Below are 17,936 nucleotides of genomic sequence, written 5' to 3'. Positions count from 1 at the left end.
CGCGCCACTTGCAAACTGGCGTATCATCAGTACCCTGATTTAGCCTTATCACACCTGTTTTCATCCCGGCGGCGACCTCCTGTACTGGCCGCCACACTCGTTTAACTGGCTTTTTCGCTGGAATGTCGTTCTATGATTAAGTTTCGTTTTTTCACTGTTCCGCTGTTACTGCTCATGCTGTGCGTGCCCGCGCTGAGCCAGGCGGATGACGCGCCCGATGTGACGCAACAGCAGCCGGCACAGGACGAAGAAGCGCCGCCGCAGGCGAATCCGGCGGTTGAGCTGCCAAAAATGCAAAAAATTCTCGATAAGATCAAAGGACAGGTATCGGGAGAAACCAGCGAAAACCAGCTCAACCAGCTTAATGAGATGGCGCTGGAGCTGTCGGGCAATGCAGAGACGCTGGGACAGGCGTTAGTCCCGCAGCGCCAGCAGCTTGATGCGCAGCTGGCGGTACTGGGTCCCGCGCCCAAAGCGGACAGCGGCGTTAAAGAGACGCCGGAGGTGACGCGCAAGCGCCGCTCGCTGGAAAACCAGAAAGGCAAGCTGGACGATCAGATCAAGCAGGCAGAAGGCATTAAAAACGGTGCGCTGGTGCTCTCTTCGCAGATTGTGAACCTGCGCCGCGATCAGCTGAAAAATCAGCTGGCGCTCAATTCCGGCAGTATTTTTGGCCCGCGCTTCTGGGCGCCGCTGGTGAGCCGTCAGGATCTCGACGGCGAAAAAATCAGTGACTTTATTACGGAGCTGAAGGCGTCGGCGGCACTGTCGTGGGAGCCGGACTGGCGCGTCGGTACCATCGGCTGGCTGGTGGCGGCGATGCTGGTGATGACGCTGGGACGGCGCTACAGCGAAGAGTTTCTCGCCTGGGTGAGTATTAACAAGCTGCCGGAAGGGCGGCTGCGGCGCAGCTTCCTCGCGGCTGCCATCGCGCTGACCACGCTGGCTGCAGTGGTGCTGACCTTTAACTTTAGCGCGCTGGCGTTTACCCGCCGGGATGAAGTCTCCGGCGACGTACAGGATTTTGTTACCCGCCTGGTGCAGCTGAGCGTCTACTGCGGGCTGATTGCCGGTCTGGGACGGGCGTTTCTCTCGACCCGTCGTCCCAGCTGGCGTCTGCCGGCCATCTCTAATGAGGTTGCGCTGGCGCTGAAGCCGTTCCCGCCGATTACCGCTGCGCTGGTGTTTATCTTTCAGACCGCAGAAGCGTTTAACTACACGGTAGGTACCAGTCTCAGCACGACGATTTTTGCTAATGGCCTGACCGCGCTGCTGATTGGCAGCACCGGGCTCGCTATCAGTATGCGTACCAACCGCGTGCGCCGCCGGATGGCCCGGCTCGGCAATCCGCCAGAGGCGCGTCCGACGGTGGTCGGACTGGTTCAGCTGGCGCTCACGCTGACTGCCGTTGCGATTCTGATTTCACTGACGATCGGCTATGTGACGCTGGCGCGCTTTCTGGGCTACGAGGTGGTGTGGTGCGGGATCCTGTTTGGCTCCTTCTATTTTTTAAGCCACGTCATTACCGACGGCTGTGAAAGCCTGTTTTCCACCAGCAGCGCCGCCGGGCGCCGCCTGCAGAGTTCGCTCAATATCGATGAGCGCTATCTGCAGCAGGCCGCCACGCTGCTCAGCGCGCTGGGTAAAGCGCTGCTGATGGGGATTGTGGCGCTGGCGCTGATGACCGGCACGTTCGCCTCCTCCACGCCGGTAGAGCTTATTCAGAAAGTCATTGAGTTCTGGGGTGGCAAAGGGCTGGAGTCGCTGAATATCGTACCGGCGCATATGGTAAATGCCCTTATTTGCCTGGTAGCGGGCATCTGGATATTGCGCTCAGTGCGCCGCTGGCTGGATAACGATTTTCTGCCGAAAACCACTATGGATATCGGCATGCGCGTCTCGCTGGTGACGCTGTTCAGCAATATCGGCTACGTGCTGATTATCCTGCTGACGCTCTCCATCATGGGGCTGCAGTGGAACAAGCTGGCGTGGATTGTCAGCGCGCTATCGGTGGGTATCGGTTTTGGTCTGCAGGAGATCGTTAAAAACTTTATTTCCGGTCTGATCCTGCTCACCGAACGGCCGGTCAAGGTAGGCGACCTGGTCAGCATCAGCGGCATTGAGGGCGATATCCGGCGGATTAACGTTCGCGCCACTGAGATTCAGCTGGGCGACAAGTCAACGGTGATCGTGCCTAATTCGCAGCTGATTTCACAGAACGTACGTAATGCCACTATGGGCAATGCACAGGGGGTGGTGACCATTCAGCTGACGTTCCCGCTCGATATCGATCCGGTGCGGGTGCGCGAGCTGCTGCTGGAGGTCTATAACGAGAATGAGCGCATTCTGGAGACGCCTGAACCTTCGGTATCGTTTAAAGATCTTACCCCGTCGGGCATAGTGCTGAGCGTAACCGGCAACGTCGCCAGCCAGCGCCAGATTTCGGGTGCGAAAAGCGATCTGCTGTTCGATATTCTGACGCGGCTGCGTAAAGAGGGCATTGTGCTGTCGGCGCCGCAGACCATGATCATCGAGCGCCGCGCTCTGGCGGCGGCTACGCAGGAGCAGGATGCGCCGCAATCCTGAGTCAATGGCAGGGTGGTTATCGGACCACCCTGCACATGACGACCGGTCTCAGGCTTTGACTGCCCAGCCTTTCTGCTTGCTGGTTTTACCGATGCCGGGGTTGAAGGTATTGGTCGGGTCCAGTTCACGATAAAACGCCTGCAGCTGCGGTTTCGCTTTGTAGAGATGGCCGACGTTATGTTCCGCCGGATACTCTGCCCCGCGCGCGCTGAGCAGCGCCAGCATCCTCTCTTTCAGCGCGTGCACATCCACGCCTTTTTTCACAATGTAATCCTGATGGAACACGTGGCAGAAGAAGTGGCCATAGTAGAGCCGGTGGATCAGATCGTTATCAAACTCCGGCGGCAGCTGTTCAAACCAGGCTTCATCGTTGCGGCGCAGGGCGATATCCAGCGCCAGAATATCCTCCACTTCATCCGCATGCACCGCGTGATAGCGCACGGCGGCACCGGCGGCGGCAAACCGATGCAAAAAGGCATGCGATCCCTCTTTGCTGTCGCAGGCGAAAAACTCGCCGCCACCCTCACGGAAATAGTCCTGCAGATACGCCTGCGCTTCGGCAACGCCTTCGCCGGACATCTTCAGCATCAGGTGGTGCTCATACTTATCGCGATAGTGCTTAAGACGTTTCGGCAGATGGGCCGGGAACAGGCGACTGATACGCTGCAGCAGACGGTCGGTGAAGTGCGGCTTCACAAAGCTGAGCTTGTTCAGCCAGGCATCAACCCGGCCCTTGAGGGTGAAAAAGAGCGGCATCTTATCGGTGCCGAGCTTGTCGATCATCACGAAAGTATCTTTGCCGTACACTTCGGCAATATCGAAGATATCGCGGTGCATATATTCACCCGCCACCGGCAGATGGGTGAACTCTGCCAGGATATGACGGCGGATGTCGCCCAGCACGGCGGGGTCGTTGGTGCCGATATAGAATACCTGCTGCTGTGGCTCAGTCGGAAAGGTATCCAGACGCACGGCAAACACCGCAAGCTTACCGGCGCAGCCGGAGGCTTCAAACAGCCGGCGGGCGTCAGCGTTAAAGCGCGCCGGCGTATCGGCGTGAATATCACGTACCCGCCCGGCGTATTCATGGTCCGAGGCGTGGCGCTCATCCCAGCGCACGTCGCTCTGCTGCCAGCGCTCATCATCCAGCCGCCCGAGGATCTCTTCCGGTGAGTGGCCCAGATCGATTCCCAGATGGTTAACCAGCTTGAGTTTACCGCTGGCGTCCACCTGCGCAAACAGCGCCATCTCACTGTAGGCCGGTCCGCGTTTGATCAGCGAGCCGCCGGAGTTGTTACAGATCCCGCCCAGCACCGACGCACCGATACAGGAGGAGCCAATGACCGAATGCGGCTCGCGCCCGAGCGGTTTGAGCGTTTTTTCCAGCTGATAAAGCGTGCTGCCGGGAAACGCGAGGATCTGTTTGCCGCCATCAATCAGCTGCAGCCGGTCGAGACGCAGGGTGCTGACGATCACCACCGGACGATCGTAATCGTTGCCGCTGGGGGTGGAACCCTCCGTCAGGCCGGTATTTGCCGCCTGCATCAGGATAATGGCGTCCGCGCTGACCAGCACCTGCAGGACCCGCCAGAGTTCAAGCAGCGACCCCGGAAAGACCACCGCCAGCGCATCGCCTGCGCCGGAGCGAAAGCCGGTCCGGTAGCGCGCGGTCTGCTCCGCGTCAGTCAGCAGATGAGAGGCACCAACCAGACGGCGCAGGTCGGCAACCAGTGCAGGGTGAGAAAGGTGAGAATTCATGAGCCTGTCCTTGTCGTTAACGTGGCGTTTCTACTGTAGCACGCGGCGCGGCTCTGGTCGCCGTGTGACAAAGGCGGCTACCTGCTATCCTCATCTTGTGGCACACTGCCCCGGTAATCTTTATTGTGCGCAGTTACTTAAGAGAACCCAACCTGATGAAATGGATTTACTCTGTTAGCCTCGCGGTCTCCCTGGCTCTGCAGCCGGCGTTTGCCGATACGCTGCGTGAAACACATCCCCTGACGGAGCAGGCGCGCGACGCGTATGTCAGCCAGCTGCTCAGCAAAATGACGCTGGATGAGAAAATCGGCCAGATGCGGCTGATCAGCGTCGGACCCGACACGCCGAAAGAGGCGATTCGCGACATGATCCAGCAGGGTCAGGTTGGGGCGATTTTTAATACCGTCACCCGCCAGGATATTCGCGCCATGCAGGATCAGGTGATGCAGCTTAGCCGCCTGAAAATCCCGCTCTTTTTTGCCTACGATGTGGTGCACGGGCAGCGCACTATTTTTCCGATTCCGCTGGGCCTCGCGGCCAGCTGGGATCGCGATGCGATTGGTGAAGTGGGACGTATTTCTGCTTATGAGGCCGCGGATGATGGTCTGAATATGACCTGGGCACCGATGGTGGATGTCAGCCGCGAACCGCGCTGGGGGCGTGGCTCAGAAGGCTTTGGCGAAGATACTTATCTTACGTCGCAGATGGGCAGCGCCATGGTCAGAGCGATGCAGGGCAAAAGCCCGGCCGATCGTTACGCCGTGATGACCAGCGTGAAACATTTTGCCGCCTACGGCGCGGTGGAAGGCGGGCGTGACTACAACACCGTGGATATGAGTCCGCAGCGGCTGGCACAGGACTACCTGCCGCCTTATAAAGCCTCGCTCGATGCCGGCAGCGGTGGCGTGATGGTGGCGCTGAATTCGCTGAACGGCACCCCGGCCACCGCCGATGGCTGGCTGCTGAAAGATCTGCTGCGTGACCAGTGGAAATTTAAAGGTATTACCATCAGCGATCACGGCGCGATTAAAGAGCTGATCAAACATGGTGTGGCGAGCGATCCGCAGGATGCGGTGCGCATTGCGCTGAAGTCAGGCATCGACATGAGCATGAGCGATGAGTACTACAGTAAATATTTGCCGGCGCTGGTGAAAAGCGGGGCGGTGAGTATGCGTGAAATTGATGATGCCGCCCGTCACGTGCTCAACGTGAAATATGACATGGGGCTGTTTAACGATCCGTACAGCCACCTCGGACCGCAGAGCAGCGATCCGCAGGATACCAACGCTGAGAGCCGTCTGCACCGTGCTGAAGCGCGCGACGTGGCGCGCAAGAGCATGGTGCTGCTCAAGAACTGGCACGAGACGCTGCCGCTGAAGCGTGACGCGACCGTTGCGCTGGTGGGACCGCTGGCGGACAGCCAGCGCGATATCATGGGCAGCTGGTCAGCCGCGGGTGTGGCAAAGCAGTCAGTGACGCTGCTGCAGGGGATGCGCAATGCCATGGCGGACAAAGGCACGCTGCTGTACGCCAAAGGGGCTAACGTTTCTGACAACAAAGGTATTCAGGGCTTCCTCAATCTTTACGAGCAGGCGGTGAGCGTCGATACACGCACCCCGCAGCAGATGATTGATGAGGCGGTAGCCCAGGCAGAGAAGGCGGATGTGGTCGTCGCTGCGGTGGGTGAAGCGCAGGGCATGGCGCATGAAGCGTCCAGCCGCAGCGAACTGGCGATCCCGGCCAGCCAGCAGAAATTACTGGCGGCCCTGAAAGCCACTGGCAAGCCGCTGGTGATTGTGCTGATGAATGGCCGGCCGCTGACGCTGGTGAATGAAGACCGCATGGCGGATGCGATGCTGGAAACCTGGTTCAGCGGCACCGAAGGCGGCAATGCTATCGCGGACGTGCTGTTTGGCGATTACAACCCTTCCGGCAAGCTGCCGGTCACGTTCCCGCGCTCAGTGGGGCAGATCCCGCTTTACTACAATCATCTGCCAACCGGGCGACCTTATAATCCGGAAAAGCCGAATAAATATACTTCTCACTACTACGACACCATCAACGGCCCGCTTTATCCGTTTGGTTACGGCCTGAGCTATACCCGCTTTACCGTTTCACCGGTGACGCTCTCCGCCCGCACGATGCCGCGCAGCGGCAGCATTGAAGCGAGCGTAACGGTGACCAACAGCGGTAAACGCGACGGGGCAACGGTGGTACAGATGTATCTCAACGATCCGGTGGCGAGTATCAGCCGTCCGGTTCAGGAGCTGCGCGACTTCCGGCGCATTATGCTGAAAGCCGGTGAGTCACAAACCGTGCGCTTTACGATTGATGCTGACGCGCTGAAATTCTGGAACCAGCAGATGCAGCACGTGGCGGAACCCGGCAAATTTAACATTATGATTGGCCTGGATTCCGTACGCACTCAGGATGCGCAGTTCGACTATCTTTAACGGATAACCGCGTCTCCCGGCCGCCAGGCCGGGAGCGCTATCCCTGACGCCTTTTTATCCGACACCACGCCACCATGACGCTTCGCAATCGCATTGAACAGCAGATCTTTCGCCTTAACGGGCTGGCACTCAACGAGTTTGACCTCTCACAGCCGCCCGGCGATCCCGGCCTGTTCGGCCCCGACTCCACTATCTGGCGCATCCACGGTGATTTTCCGGCGATGCTCTGCGGCGGTATCAGCGCCCTGATGCTGCAGATGCTGCATCCGGCGGCGCTGGCCGGGGTCTGGGATCACTCCAGCTTCCGTCAGGATATGCTCGGCCGGCTGCGCCGCACCAGCCAGTTCATCGCCGTAACGACCTTTGGCAACAGTGCCGATGCCCGGACGCTGATTGAGCGGGTGAAGCGCATCCATCTGCAGGTCAGCGGCACGGACAGCAACGGTAATCCTTACGCGGCCAGCGATCCGCATCTGCTGACCTGGGTGCACGTGGCGGAAACCAGCCGTTTTCTGGCGGCCCATCTGCGCTATAAAAACCCGGCGCTCAGCCGGGCTGAGCAGGATCGCTACTATCAGGAGGCGGCGCAGGTGGCGATTGCGCTGGGCGCAGAGCAGGTGCCGTGCAGCGTCACCGACGTTGAGCACTATCTGCAGGCGATACGTCCGGAGCTCTGTTTTGATGCGCGCACGCAGGAGGTGATGGCGCTGCTGATGAATGCGCCGGCACCCGGCTGGCAGGCGCGACCGGCAATGCGCACCATGCTGCAGGCGGGGATCGGTCTGCTGCCGGCGTGGGCACAGCAGCAGCTGCAGCGCCCGGTCAGCCCGCTGACGCAGTGGCGCACCGACCGGCAGATGCTGCTGCTGGCGCGCCTGCTGCGCTGGTCGATACAGCGCGGCGCCTGGTCACGGGCGATGCAGCGTATGGGGCGTGACGCCCGCTACCGCTGAAGCAAAGCCAGACGCTCAGCGCGAGCGCAGCCGCACTTTGAGAGTTTTACCCTTGTCTCACATGGCGCGAGTGCCGATCCTGCTCTATTCTCGGGGAAAATGGATCCCTCCAGGCATTGTCGAGGCGTTATGACCAGTTACCCTCTGATTGCTGAGGTGCCGAATCAGCAACATACTTTAACCGCGATCGTCGAACAGGATGCGCGCACCGCCTATTTTTATATCTGGCCCAACGACCTGTTTCGCAGCCAGTACGCTGTTCGCGGCTGCTGGCTGCGCAACCTTCTGCCGGCACCGGCAGAGGAAGATCGCGAAGCGATGGAGCAGGGGATCGCGCCGCTGCTGAGCGCAGAGTATTGCCGCACGCTGGAGGCGGAGCCGATGCTCGATCCCGCAGGCCTGCAGGTATTGTGGGAGCCGGATGATACCGGTGCTGCCCTGTGGTACTACGGCCAGCTGCTGGCGGTGATCCCCGGCTGGAGCCTCTATCAGAGCAAACAGGTCAGCTTCTCAGCCGGCTGTATCAGGAAAAACCGCCTGACGGCGCCGCTGGGTTCCGCCTCCACCAATGAATATTATGCGCGTGCTGAGCAGCAGCGTCACTTCTGGCGCGACTGGCACGACGACCAGCAGTGGGAAAAAATTCAGCATGAAATGCTGCAGGTCTACCAGGCGCGGTGGGGTGAGTCGGTCAAATATTACGCTATCGATCAGGGCAGCTGGCCGCCGATGGCGCTTTCTCAGCACTGGCATAACGGCGTCTGGTATTTTGTCACGCTGGGAATGAGCATTCGTCCGATGCCGCAGGTCGATTATCTGTTTGAAGAGCTGGCTCCCCAGTACCGGCGGGTTGAGCTGGCGCTGGCGGTAGATGGCGAGGTGATGACCGAGGCCAACGCGGTGCAGATGGCGAGCGCGCTGGCTGAGTTTGCCCATCTGCCGTGGGCGCGGCTGACGTGGATTGGCGAAGGGCATACGCTGGCATCTGAAGTGGCGCCGGTCGGCTTTGAAAGCTTTCTGCTGGCTAACGCGCTGGCACCGGAGGCGGTGTCGCTGCGATTGCCGAAGCGCGACGGCGATCGGCCGGAACTGCTCTGGGCGACGCCGATCACCGAAGCGGAACGCCACTTTGCGCAGTCGGATGAACAGGGCGGACAGCAGCTGCTTCAGCGGCTGCTGGCGGAGGGCAACAGCCATATCTTCCGCCCGCGTCAGGAGGTGGTGGCGCCGCCTCAGTAAACGCCCGCCCTTCTTCTGTGAAGAGGGGCGCGCTGTCTCCAGGCAGGCAATTCTCCGCTCTGCTTATCGCCGGTTATTCCTACCCTGTAAAAATAGTCACCCGATTCAACTATTTGCTTTTTTTGTGATCCCGCGCCTCTCAAGTTCCCCATTAACACGCCGTTAACCTCGATCAGGCAACTCGCCAACCAGGGTAAGGGCATCCGAATGTTTAAAACGACACAATCCCGTTTCACCGCGACGCTGGTCGCATTTTTTGTTGTGCTGATGCTGGTCACTGTACTGGTGATCAATCAGTTTATCGCACCGCAGCTGAGTCAGAATGAGAGCCGCCTGGTGCGCTATGAAGTTGATGGTCTGGCCGGACGCATTGTTGAACAGATGAACCGGGTTCAGGCGCAGCAGCGGGCGATAACGGAAGCAGCGGGCGTGATGGAGAGCGCAACGATAGAAACGCTGCTGCCGGCGCTGGTAAACCAGTACCAGGACAGCAACGTATTTGGCGGCGGGATCTGGCCGCTGCCGAACCGGCGCGATCCGGCAAAAGAGAAAGACAGCACCTTCTTTGCGCGCAACGCCAGCAATCAGCTGCAGGTCAATACTTACTGGAACTCCGATGCGGCCGATAAGTACTGGGAGCAGCCGTGGTACAAAGCGGGTATGGCGGCAGCAAAAGGGCAGTGCGCTTGGGCCAAAGCCTATCAGGATGCGGCCAGCCCGCAGCCGCGTACCAACTGTGCGATGGCTATCTATCGCGACGGCAGCGTCTGGGGCGTCGCCACAATCGATGTCACGCTGGGCTTTTTTAATCAGCTGGCGAAGCAGATGGGTGACGCCATTAAAGGCCGCGTGCTGATTGTTGAAGCGGATGGCAAAGTGGTCGGGAACGCGGCGCTGCTGGACGGTGCGCCAAAGCTGGAAAACCTGAGCGATACCCGGCTGCCGATGGCCACTGCGCTGAAGTCGCTGCTGACGCAGGCGGGGAGCGAGCCGGCGCAGACAACGTTTAGCGGTGAGGATGGTGAGCATACGCTGTTCCTGCAGGCGATCCCTGGCAGCCCGTGGTATCTCGCCAGCGACGTCCCCTCCAGCCTGCTGGATGCACAGACGCACAGTATGCTGACGCGGCTGGGCGTGGTACAGATCCCGCTGGCTATTATTCTGCTGCTGGTATCGCTGGGCTTTGTCCGCGCAATGATGAAGCGTCTGGGCGTGCTGCACAAAAATATTGAAGCACTCTCAACCGGCGGCGCCGACCTCACACAGCGCCTGCCTGCCAGCAATAGCCCGGAATTTAACGCCGTGGCTGAGAGCTTTAACCAGTTCATCAGCTACCTGCAGGGGCTGATGCGTCAGGTGGGCGACAGCGCGCTGGCGATCACGGCGGCCTCGCGCGAAATTGCCAGCGGCAACGCCGATCTCTCTGCGCGCACCGAATCGCAGGCCAGCTCCATTGTCGAGACGGCAGCCTCAATGGAGGAGCTGACCGGCACCGTGCGCCAAAACGCCGATAACGCCACCCACGCTAATCAGCTGGCTGACGGCGCAGCCACCGTGGCGGCGCGCGGCAGTGAAGTGGTGCGTCAGGTCGTGACCACTATGGGGGAGATCCACCACTCATCGCGTAAAGTCGTCGATATCATCAGCGTCATCGACAGCATCGCGTTTCAGACCAACATTCTGGCCCTGAACGCGGCGGTTGAAGCGGCGCGCGCCGGAGAGCAGGGGCGCGGTTTTGCGGTGGTGGCCTCAGAAGTACGCAACCTTGCGCAGCGCTCAGCTAACTCAGCGCGCGAGATTAAAAAGCTGATTGAAGAGTCAGTGGCAAATATTGATACCGGCAGCCAGCTGGTTGAGCAGGCGGGACAGACCATGGATGAGCTGATGCAGGGCGTCAGCAGCGTCACCACCCTGATGAGCGAAATTATGTCCGCCAGCCGTGAGCAGAGCATGGGTATCGATCAGGTTAACGTCGCGATCACGCAGCTGGATGGCAGCACGCAGCAGAACGCCGCGCTGGTAGAGCAGGTCTCTTCAGCCGCGCGTGCAATGGAGGAGCAGAGCGTGCAGCTGGAACAGGTGGTGCAGAGCTTCAGACTATAACCGCACTCATCACTATTGCGGCGGCTTACAGGCTGCCGCAATCTCATTGTGCTTTACCTCTGCATACCTTCTTCTTCGCCGATTCAGATTATGCCTGCTAAGCTTATTTTTTACCGCGCCAGCGCACGAAACGTGCGCCTTTTTCTCCGCTGCTGCCACGGCGATTGTGTACAATAGCAGGGATTTTTCTGAAGGAGCCCTCATGCCTGCCATAGAAGTTATTCTTGTTGACCACCTCGATCGTCCCACCGGCAAGATGGAAAAGCTGGAAGTGCATGAAAAAGGCTTACTGCATCGCGCAGTAACGGTTTACGTGTTTAATTCGCGTCATGAGCTGCTGCTGCAGCGGCGTGCCAGCAGCAAATACCACTGCGGCGGACTCTGGAGTAATACCTGCTGCAGTCATCCGTTTCCGCAGGAGCCGACGCTCGATGCCGCTGAGCGCCGTCTGCGTGAAGAGATGGGACTGAACCTGGCGCTGACGCCGGTATTTGAGCTGAGCTACAACCTGCCGCTCAGTAACGGCCTGATTGAACATGAGTATGGACACGTCTTCTTTGCCATCAGCGATGAAGAGCCGGTGCTGAACCCGGAAGAAGCGGACGCCTGGTGCTACCGTTCAGTCGGGCAGATCCAGCAGCAGATGGAGACCGAGCCGGAACAGTTTACGCCATGGTTTCTGCACACCTTCCCGCGTATTCCGCATACGCTGGGTGACTTTCGCCTCACCGCCTGACACGCCCCTCTCTCCGGACACACCTCGCGCCTTCTGTGCGGGGCAATTTTTGCCCGGCTTAACAAAACAGACGTAAAATCTGCGCTTTTTTCCCGTCGCCTGCTGCGCCAGGCTACGCTTGTTTATCACCGGGTGCTAAACAGGGCATAAGGAAAACATCATGATTAAACAGGGGTTACTGGGGCTGATTGCCCTGTCGCTGAGCATTGGCGCGGCGCACGCCGCCGATGCGGTCAAGGTCGGGTCGAAAATCGATACAGAAGGCTCGCTGCTGGGCAATATTATTCTGCAGGTGCTCAATAAGCACGGGGTCAAAACTGTCAACAAAATTCAGCTCGGCAATACGCAGGTTGTTCGCGGTGCCATCGTCGCGGGCGAGCTGGATATCTATCCGGAATATACCGGCAACGGCGCTTTCTTTTTTAATGATGAAAAAGCGAGCGCGTGGAAAAATGCGCAGCAGGGCTATGAGAAAGTCAGACAGCTCGATGCAGAGAAGAACCATCTTATCTGGCTGACGCCGGCACCCGCCAATAACACCTGGACCATCGCCGTGCGTGGCGACGTGGCGCAGCAGAATAAGCTGAACTCGCTTGACGATCTCAGCGCGTATCTGAAACAGGGCGGCACGTTCAAACTGGCTGCCTCTGCGGAATTTATTGAACGCGGTGATGCCCTGCCGGCGTTTGAAAAAGCGTATAACTTCAAACTCAATCAGTCGCAGCTGCTTTCGCTGGCAGGCGGCGATACGGCGGTCACCATTAAAGCCGCGGCGCAGAAAACCTCTGGCGTCAATGCGGCGATGGCGTACGGAACGGATGGCCCGGTCGCGGCGCTGGGTCTGCAGACGCTGAGCGATCCCAAAGGCGTACAGCCAATCTATGCGCCGGCGCCGGTCGTGCGTGAAGCGGTACTGAAGCAGTATCCGCAGATGGCAGAGTGGCTGCAGACGGTGTTCAGCAAGCTGGATGAAAAAACGCTGCAGCAGCTTAATGCGCAGATTGCGGTAGAAGGGCAGGACGCCAGCCAGGTCGCAACCGCGTGGCTGCAGCAGAACAAGTTGCTGTAAAAGGTGCGACAGCTGCTGCTGCGCCCCGGCCGCCAGCCGGTCACGCTGCTGCTGACGGCGCTTATCACGCTGACGCTGCTGACGCTGCCGTTTCTGCGCTTTGCGGCTAACCGGCTGGTATCGGGCGAGCCGCTGATGGTGTGGCAGGTTGCGCACGCCGGCTGGCTGGCGCTGCCGATCGCGCTGCTCTGGCTGAGCCTGTTCGGGCCGCCGGGCCGGCGTACGGCTCTGCTAACCCTGCTGGGCGCGCAGGGTCTGTTTGCACTGCTTATCGGCCTCGGCGGCAGCGGTGCCAGCGAGCTGGCGCGCAGCAGTTCGCCGCTGGCGCGCACGGCGTTTGGCAGCGGTTTATGGTGTGCGGCCGGATTATCGCTGCTGCTGGCAGCAGAAGCGATCAGAGCAATAAGCCGGCAGGCTGTCTGGCGCATTCTGCTGAATCTGCAGACCGGCGTGCTGCCGCTGCTGCTTTTACTGACCGGCTGGCTGGATCAGCTGTCGCTGCTGAAAGAGTATGCCAGCCGCAGCACCACGTTCCATGCGGCCTTTAGCCAGCATCTGCTGCTGGTCTGCGGTACGCTGATGCCGGTGCTGCTGGCGGGGGTGCCGCTGGGGCTGGCCATTGCGCGCCGTCCTGGCTGGCAGCGGCCGGTATTCAGCCTGCTGAATCTTATCCAGACCATTCCCTCTGTGGCGCTCTTCGGCCTGCTTATTGCGCCGCTGGCCGGGCTGGCTGCACATTTTCCCGTACTCGGCCGTTTTGGCATCAGCGGTATCGGTATGGCGCCGGCGCTGATTGCGCTGGTGCTCTATGCGCTGCTGCCGCTGGTACGCAGCGTGGTGGCCGGGCTGGAGCAGGTGCCGCCTGAAGTACGCGAAACCGCACGCGCCATGGGCATGAGTTCCGGACAGCAGTTCTGGCTGGCGGAGCTGCCGCTGGCGCTGCCGGTCTGGCTTGCCGGTTTGCGGGTGGTGGTGGTGCAAACCGTGGGTCTGGCAGTCGTTGCGGCGCTGATTGGTGCCGGCGGCTTCGGGGCTATCGTCTTTCAGGGATTGCTGAGCAGCGCGCTGGATCTGGTTCTGCTGGGGGTGATCCCGGTAGTGGCGCTGGCGGTACTCTGTGATGCGCTGCTGCGGCTGCTGTCCGCGCTGCTGGAGAGAAAAGATGATTGAATTTCATAACGTGAGCAAACAGTTTGCCGGTAAAACGGCGATTTCCGATCTCTCTTTGCAGATCGGCCAGGGGAGTTTTACGGTTCTGATCGGCACATCCGGCTCCGGTAAATCGACCCTGCTGAAGATGATCAACCGGCTGGTGGAGCATGACAGCGGCGAGATCCGCTTTGCGGGCGAGCCTATCGGTCAGATGAACGTCCGCGCACTGCGCCGGCGCATCGGCTACGCCATTCAGTCAATCGGCCTATTTCCGCACTGGAGCGTGGCGAAAAACATCGCCACCGTGCCATCGCTGCTGGGCTGGCCCGCACAGAAAATTGCGGCACGGGTGGCAGAGCTGCTGGCACTGCTGAATCTCGATCCCCGGCTGGCGACCCGCTATCCGCATCAGCTCTCCGGCGGGCAGCAGCAGCGGGTGGGGGTAGCGCGCGCGCTGGCTGCCGATCCGGAACTGCTGCTGATGGATGAGCCTTTCGGGGCGCTCGATCCGGTAAACCGCCAGGCGCTGCAGCAGGAGATGCTGCGCATTCAGCGGCTTACCGGCCGCACCATCGTGCTGGTGACGCACGATATTGATGAGGCGCTGACGCTGGCTGACCAGCTGGTATTGATGGATAACGGTAAGATTGTGCAGCAGGGCGCACCGGTTACGCTGCTGACGCAGCCCGCCAGCGACTTTGTCCGCAACTTTTTTGGCCGCAGCGAGCTGGGCGTGCGGCTGCTGGCGCTGGGGCAGGCGGGCAGCATGGCGCGCCGCGGCGAATGGGTTGATGCCGAGCCGATTACCGCTGCGCTGTCGCTGCGTGAAGCGCTGTCGCAGTTTATCGCACGCGGGACCGATACCTTACCGGTGGTGGATCAGCAGCAGCAGCGGGTGGGCGTGTTGCATTTCAGCGATCTGCTGCGCCCGCGGGAGGCGCAATGAAGCGCCTGTTACGCGAGCCGCTTAGCTGGCTGATTGGGCTGTTTTTACTGCTGCTGTGGGGATTACCGCACAGTGAGGCGCTGTTTGCCTGGTGGTTTCCCCGGCTGGAGCGTCCGCTCTATCAGCAGGAGAGCTTCTGGCGTCTGACGCTGGCCCATCTCTGGCTGGTCGCCAGCGGCACTCTGCTGGCAACGATTGTGGGCGTGGGCGGGGCAATTTTTGCCACGCGCCGCGCTGGCGAGGCGTTCCGGCCAACGCTGGAGACGCTGGCTGCGGCAGGACAGACCATTCCGCCGGTTGCGGTGTTAGCGATTGCCGTACCGGTGATGGGATTTGGCGCAACGCCTGCAATTGTCGCGCTGTTTCTTTATGGCGTACTGCCGGTATTGCAGGGGACGCTGGCGGGTATTGAGAGCGTGCCGGCCAGTAACCGGGAGATCGCAACCGGGCTTGGCATGGGGCCGTGGCGGCGCCTCTGGCAGATTGAACTGGCGCTGGCTGCGCCGGTGATGATGGCGGGTATACGCACATCGGTGATGATCAATATCGGGACTGCGGCTATCGCGTCAACGGTAGGCGCGGCCAGTCTGGGTTCGCCCGTTATCATTGGTCTGAGCGGCTTTAACACCGCCTATGTCATTCAGGGAGCCATACTGGTTGCGCTGCTGGCGCTGATCTGCGACCGGCTGCTGGAGCGGGTGCAGCGCTGGTTTACCGGGTATGCAGAATAAGGCTGTAGCCTACCAGCATCATGCCACCCATACCGCCTATCGCCATGATGGCGAACAGCGTACCGATAAAAATTTTATTCCAGTTCATTGCAGTACCTGATTAATGCCGTGAGTCAGGCATGATAACGCGCGCCCGGCAGAGGAAAAAGGCCTGACGTGCGGTTTTACATTAAGCCGGTTCGTGCATCTGTATGGAAAACCCCTGCGCCTGCCAGTGTTCAAACTGCTCCTGCTGACGCCGCGTTGGCCGTTTCCCGGTCCAGATAAACAGATGCTGTCCCGGAAAGAGCTCAGGGCGCGGCATATCCAGCGGTTCAGCCAGCACATCCATGCGCCAGCCGTGCTGTGCCAGACGCCAGGCTTCCAGCCAGATTCGGGTGCGATCTTCCACGGCCCAGCCGATAATCAGCGCATCTTTACCTGGTTTTTTGCGGGCACCCGCCAGACAAAACGCGACGTAATCGATGATAGCGCCGTCCAGCAGGCTGCACATCGTGCGGGCAGTGTTTTGATCGAGACCCAGACGCTGGCGTACCGGCACAAAAACGTGATCGATCAGTGCATCAATCGGATGCTCACGACCGATGGTGGCAATCTTGGTGCGCAGCTTTGACGCGCGGACGTGGCGCAACACGCTCATCAGCTCTTCCTGCAGCGCAGTCCAGCCGTCGTGCACGTTGACCGTTTCACCCTCAAGCAGCGCTTTTACTTTACCGACGGGCACGCCGCTCTCTATCCAGCGTTTAATCTCTTCGATACGCTGAACATCTTCATCATCAAATTGTCGATGACCACCTTCGGTGCGCTGAGGCTTTAACAGACCGTAACGTCGCTGCCAGGCGCGAAGTGTTACCGGGTTTATTCCACAGCGCTCGGCAACATCGCCGATACTGTATAAGGCCATAATGTCCTCAAATATTGCGACCTGCATAAAAACACCTTAACCGTCGGGGCTGCCTTGTACAATCTTTATTTTATTGTACAACTTGAGTTTTTTCCCGATTTTCGGTTAATTCTCAAATAAGAGAGAAATTTCTCATATCTGAGATGGCACTATGTCAGTAACTGAAACGGATAACCGGCTGGCGCTGCAGCTCGCTGAGCTTCGCGAACAGCAGGGCTGGTCGCTGGATGAACTCGCTCAGGCGACAGGCATCAGCCGGGCCTCATTGTCGCGCATTGAACGCGCTGAGACCAGTCCTACCGCAGCATTGCTTAACCGGTTATGTCTTGCTTATGGCGTGACAATGTCACGTTTGTTGCAGGAGGTCGAAGATGAGACGTTGCTGCTGATAAAAGCTGACCAGCAAACCTGCTGGCGCGATCCCGATAGCGGCTTTCAGCGTCGCACCCTTTCTCCTCCCGCAAGGCAGTTTAAAACAGAATTGATTGAAGGGGTACTCCCGCCAGGCGCACATATTTACTATGACACGCCTCCTCTTCAGGGGCTTGAGCAGCATATCTGGCTGCAGAGCGGCGGCTTAACGATCGTGATGGAGCAGCAGCGCTGGACGCTGGCTGCCGGCGATTGCCTGCGTTTTCACCTGACGGGACGCTCCGCCTTCAGCGCCGATGCGCAAGCGGGCGCCCGCTATATTCTGGCGGTATGCAAACCATGATCACGTTTTCTCAGCTTACTGCTGCCAGCGCAGCACACGCTATCGCTCCGCTGAGCGATCTGCTGCAGGCCTGTGTCGCAGACGGTGCCAGCGTGGGCTTTACCGACGCCGGCGATCGGCAGGTTATAGAGCGCTTCTGGCAGGCGAGAGCCGCTGCGCTGGCAGATGAAAGCCATATTTTGCTGGTGGCCTGGCAGGATCAGATCCCGGTGGCGACCGTAACACTGAGCGGCAGCCCGATGCCTAATGGTTATCACCGCGCAGAAATCAGCAAGCTGCTCGTGCACCCGCAGCGGCGACGGCAGGGCATTGCGCGTCAGCTGATGCTGCAGGCGGAAGAGCTGGCCCGGGCGCAGAAAAAAACGCTGCTGGTGCTGGATACCCGCAGCGGGGACGTGGCCAGCCAGCTCTATCTCTCTCTGGGCTGGCAGAGCGCCGGAGAGATACCGCACTATGCCTGCTCAACGGAAGGGGTTATGGAGGCGACCACCCTGATGTACAAACTGCTGTAACGGGCAGCGGGTGCGAAAAAAGATGCGCTGAGGCTGACGCTGCCAGATTACTGTGTAAAAATACAGGCCGGATTAACTC

At 59.7% G+C, this 17,936-nt stretch carries 14 protein-coding genes; 12 read left to right on the top strand and 2 right to left on the bottom strand.

The features are described 5' to 3' along the window. Positions 1-132: 132 nt before the first annotated feature. On the top strand, positions 133-2,586 hold the full coding sequence (locus FS690_RS05840) for a DUF3772 domain-containing protein (protein WP_108569713.1): 2,454 nt from the start codon (positions 133-135) through the stop codon (positions 2,584-2,586). Between the two features lie 48 nt (positions 2,587-2,634). On the opposite strand, the gene dld is transcribed toward FS690_RS05840, so the two are convergent. After that, on the bottom strand, positions 2,635-4,344 hold the full coding sequence (gene dld, locus FS690_RS05835) for a D-lactate dehydrogenase (RefSeq protein WP_108569714.1): 1,710 nt from the start codon (positions 4,342-4,344) through the stop codon (positions 2,635-2,637). A gap of 155 nt (positions 4,345-4,499) precedes the next feature. Between dld and bglX the strand changes: the two genes are divergently transcribed. From bglX to FS690_RS05790, 9 genes are all read left to right on the top strand, one after another. After that, complete coding sequence (gene bglX, locus FS690_RS05830) at positions 4,500-6,797, top strand: beta-glucosidase BglX (protein WP_108569715.1); 2,298 nt, start codon at positions 4,500-4,502, stop codon at positions 6,795-6,797. A gap of 74 nt (positions 6,798-6,871) precedes the next feature. Beyond that, entirely contained in the window at positions 6,872-7,750 is an 879-nt protein-coding gene (locus FS690_RS05825) for an oxygenase MpaB family protein (RefSeq protein WP_039383363.1), read from the top strand. A 129-nt stretch (positions 7,751-7,879) separates the two neighbouring features. After that, positions 7,880-8,989, top strand: coding sequence for a suppressor of fused domain protein (locus FS690_RS05820; protein WP_039383365.1), 1,110 nt, complete (start codon positions 7,880-7,882; stop codon positions 8,987-8,989). Positions 8,990-9,196: 207 nt separating this feature from the next. Further along, complete coding sequence (locus tag FS690_RS05815; protein ID WP_071669012.1) at positions 9,197-11,092, top strand: methyl-accepting chemotaxis protein; 1,896 nt, start codon at positions 9,197-9,199, stop codon at positions 11,090-11,092. A 202-nt stretch (positions 11,093-11,294) separates the two neighbouring features. Then, positions 11,295-11,828 carry an isopentenyl-diphosphate Delta-isomerase gene (idi, locus tag FS690_RS05810; RefSeq protein ID WP_039383369.1) on the top strand — a complete coding sequence of 178 codons (534 nt, stop codon included), beginning with the start codon at positions 11,295-11,297 and terminating at the stop codon, positions 11,826-11,828. Between the two features lie 160 nt (positions 11,829-11,988). Next, positions 11,989-12,897: an ABC transporter substrate-binding protein gene (locus tag FS690_RS05805; RefSeq protein WP_145339184.1), complete on the top strand. Its 909-nt coding sequence runs from the start codon at positions 11,989-11,991 to the stop codon at positions 12,895-12,897. A 3-nt stretch (positions 12,898-12,900) separates the two neighbouring features. After that, entirely contained in the window at positions 12,901-14,067 is a 1,167-nt protein-coding gene (locus tag FS690_RS05800; RefSeq protein ID WP_108569719.1) for an ABC transporter permease, read from the top strand. Further along, positions 14,060-14,995, top strand: coding sequence for an ABC transporter ATP-binding protein (locus tag FS690_RS05795; protein WP_039383375.1), 936 nt, complete (start codon positions 14,060-14,062; stop codon positions 14,993-14,995). The genes FS690_RS05800 and FS690_RS05795 overlap by 8 nt, the downstream gene beginning before the upstream one ends. Further along, positions 14,992-15,726 carry an ABC transporter permease gene (locus FS690_RS05790; RefSeq protein WP_104084692.1) on the top strand — a complete coding sequence of 245 codons (735 nt, stop codon included), beginning with the start codon at positions 14,992-14,994 and terminating at the stop codon, positions 15,724-15,726. Before FS690_RS05795 ends, FS690_RS05790 begins: the two co-directional genes overlap by 4 nt. 169 nt (positions 15,727-15,895) lie before the next feature. Here FS690_RS05790 and FS690_RS05785 read toward each other — a convergent pair whose 3' ends face one another. Further along, positions 15,896-16,630: a MerR family transcriptional regulator gene (locus tag FS690_RS05785; protein WP_039385767.1), complete on the bottom strand. Its 735-nt coding sequence runs from the start codon at positions 16,628-16,630 to the stop codon at positions 15,896-15,898. Between the two features lie 151 nt (positions 16,631-16,781). Here FS690_RS05785 and FS690_RS05780 point away from each other — a divergent pair, with 151 nt between their 5' ends. After that, entirely contained in the window at positions 16,782-17,345 is a 564-nt protein-coding gene (locus tag FS690_RS05780) for a helix-turn-helix domain-containing protein (protein ID WP_145339183.1), read from the top strand. Next, positions 17,342-17,857, top strand: coding sequence for a GNAT family N-acetyltransferase (locus FS690_RS05775; protein ID WP_145339182.1), 516 nt, complete (start codon positions 17,342-17,344; stop codon positions 17,855-17,857). The genes FS690_RS05780 and FS690_RS05775 overlap by 4 nt, the downstream gene beginning before the upstream one ends. The last annotated feature ends 79 nt before the right edge of the window (positions 17,858-17,936 follow it).

It is taken from the genome of Pantoea sp. PSNIH1, assembly GCF_007680655.1.
Lineage (GTDB): Bacteria > Pseudomonadota > Gammaproteobacteria > Enterobacterales > Enterobacteriaceae > Pantoea > Pantoea eucrina.
The sequence above is the reverse complement of the archived record's forward strand: the minus strand, read 5'-3'. Positions and strand labels throughout refer to the sequence as shown.

What these genes read in the sequence shown, in the direction of transcription:
- FS690_RS05780 (WP_145339183.1), top strand. Translation starts at nt 16,782, where the DNA reads ATGTCAGTAACTGAAACGGATAACCGGCTGGCGCTGCAGCTCGCTGAG.
- idi (WP_039383369.1), top strand. Translation starts at nt 11,295, where the DNA reads ATGCCTGCCATAGAAGTTATTCTTGTTGACCACCTCGATCGTCCCACC.
- FS690_RS05775 (WP_145339182.1), top strand. Translation starts at nt 17,342, where the DNA reads ATGATCACGTTTTCTCAGCTTACTGCTGCCAGCGCAGCACACGCTATC.
- FS690_RS05815 (WP_071669012.1), top strand. Translation starts at nt 9,197, where the DNA reads ATGTTTAAAACGACACAATCCCGTTTCACCGCGACGCTGGTCGCATTT.
- FS690_RS05785 (WP_039385767.1), bottom strand. Translation starts at nt 16,630, where the DNA reads ATGGCCTTATACAGTATCGGCGATGTTGCCGAGCGCTGTGGAATAAAC.
- FS690_RS05805 (WP_145339184.1), top strand. Translation starts at nt 11,989, where the DNA reads ATGATTAAACAGGGGTTACTGGGGCTGATTGCCCTGTCGCTGAGCATT.
- FS690_RS05790 (WP_104084692.1), top strand. Translation starts at nt 14,992, where the DNA reads ATGAAGCGCCTGTTACGCGAGCCGCTTAGCTGGCTGATTGGGCTGTTT.
- bglX (WP_108569715.1), top strand. Translation starts at nt 4,500, where the DNA reads ATGAAATGGATTTACTCTGTTAGCCTCGCGGTCTCCCTGGCTCTGCAG.
- FS690_RS05825 (WP_039383363.1), top strand. Translation starts at nt 6,872, where the DNA reads ATGACGCTTCGCAATCGCATTGAACAGCAGATCTTTCGCCTTAACGGG.
- FS690_RS05795 (WP_039383375.1), top strand. Translation starts at nt 14,060, where the DNA reads ATGATTGAATTTCATAACGTGAGCAAACAGTTTGCCGGTAAAACGGCG.
- FS690_RS05820 (WP_039383365.1), top strand. Translation starts at nt 7,880, where the DNA reads ATGACCAGTTACCCTCTGATTGCTGAGGTGCCGAATCAGCAACATACT.
- FS690_RS05840 (WP_108569713.1), top strand. Translation starts at nt 133, where the DNA reads ATGATTAAGTTTCGTTTTTTCACTGTTCCGCTGTTACTGCTCATGCTG.
- dld (WP_108569714.1), bottom strand. Translation starts at nt 4,344, where the DNA reads ATGAATTCTCACCTTTCTCACCCTGCACTGGTTGCCGACCTGCGCCGT.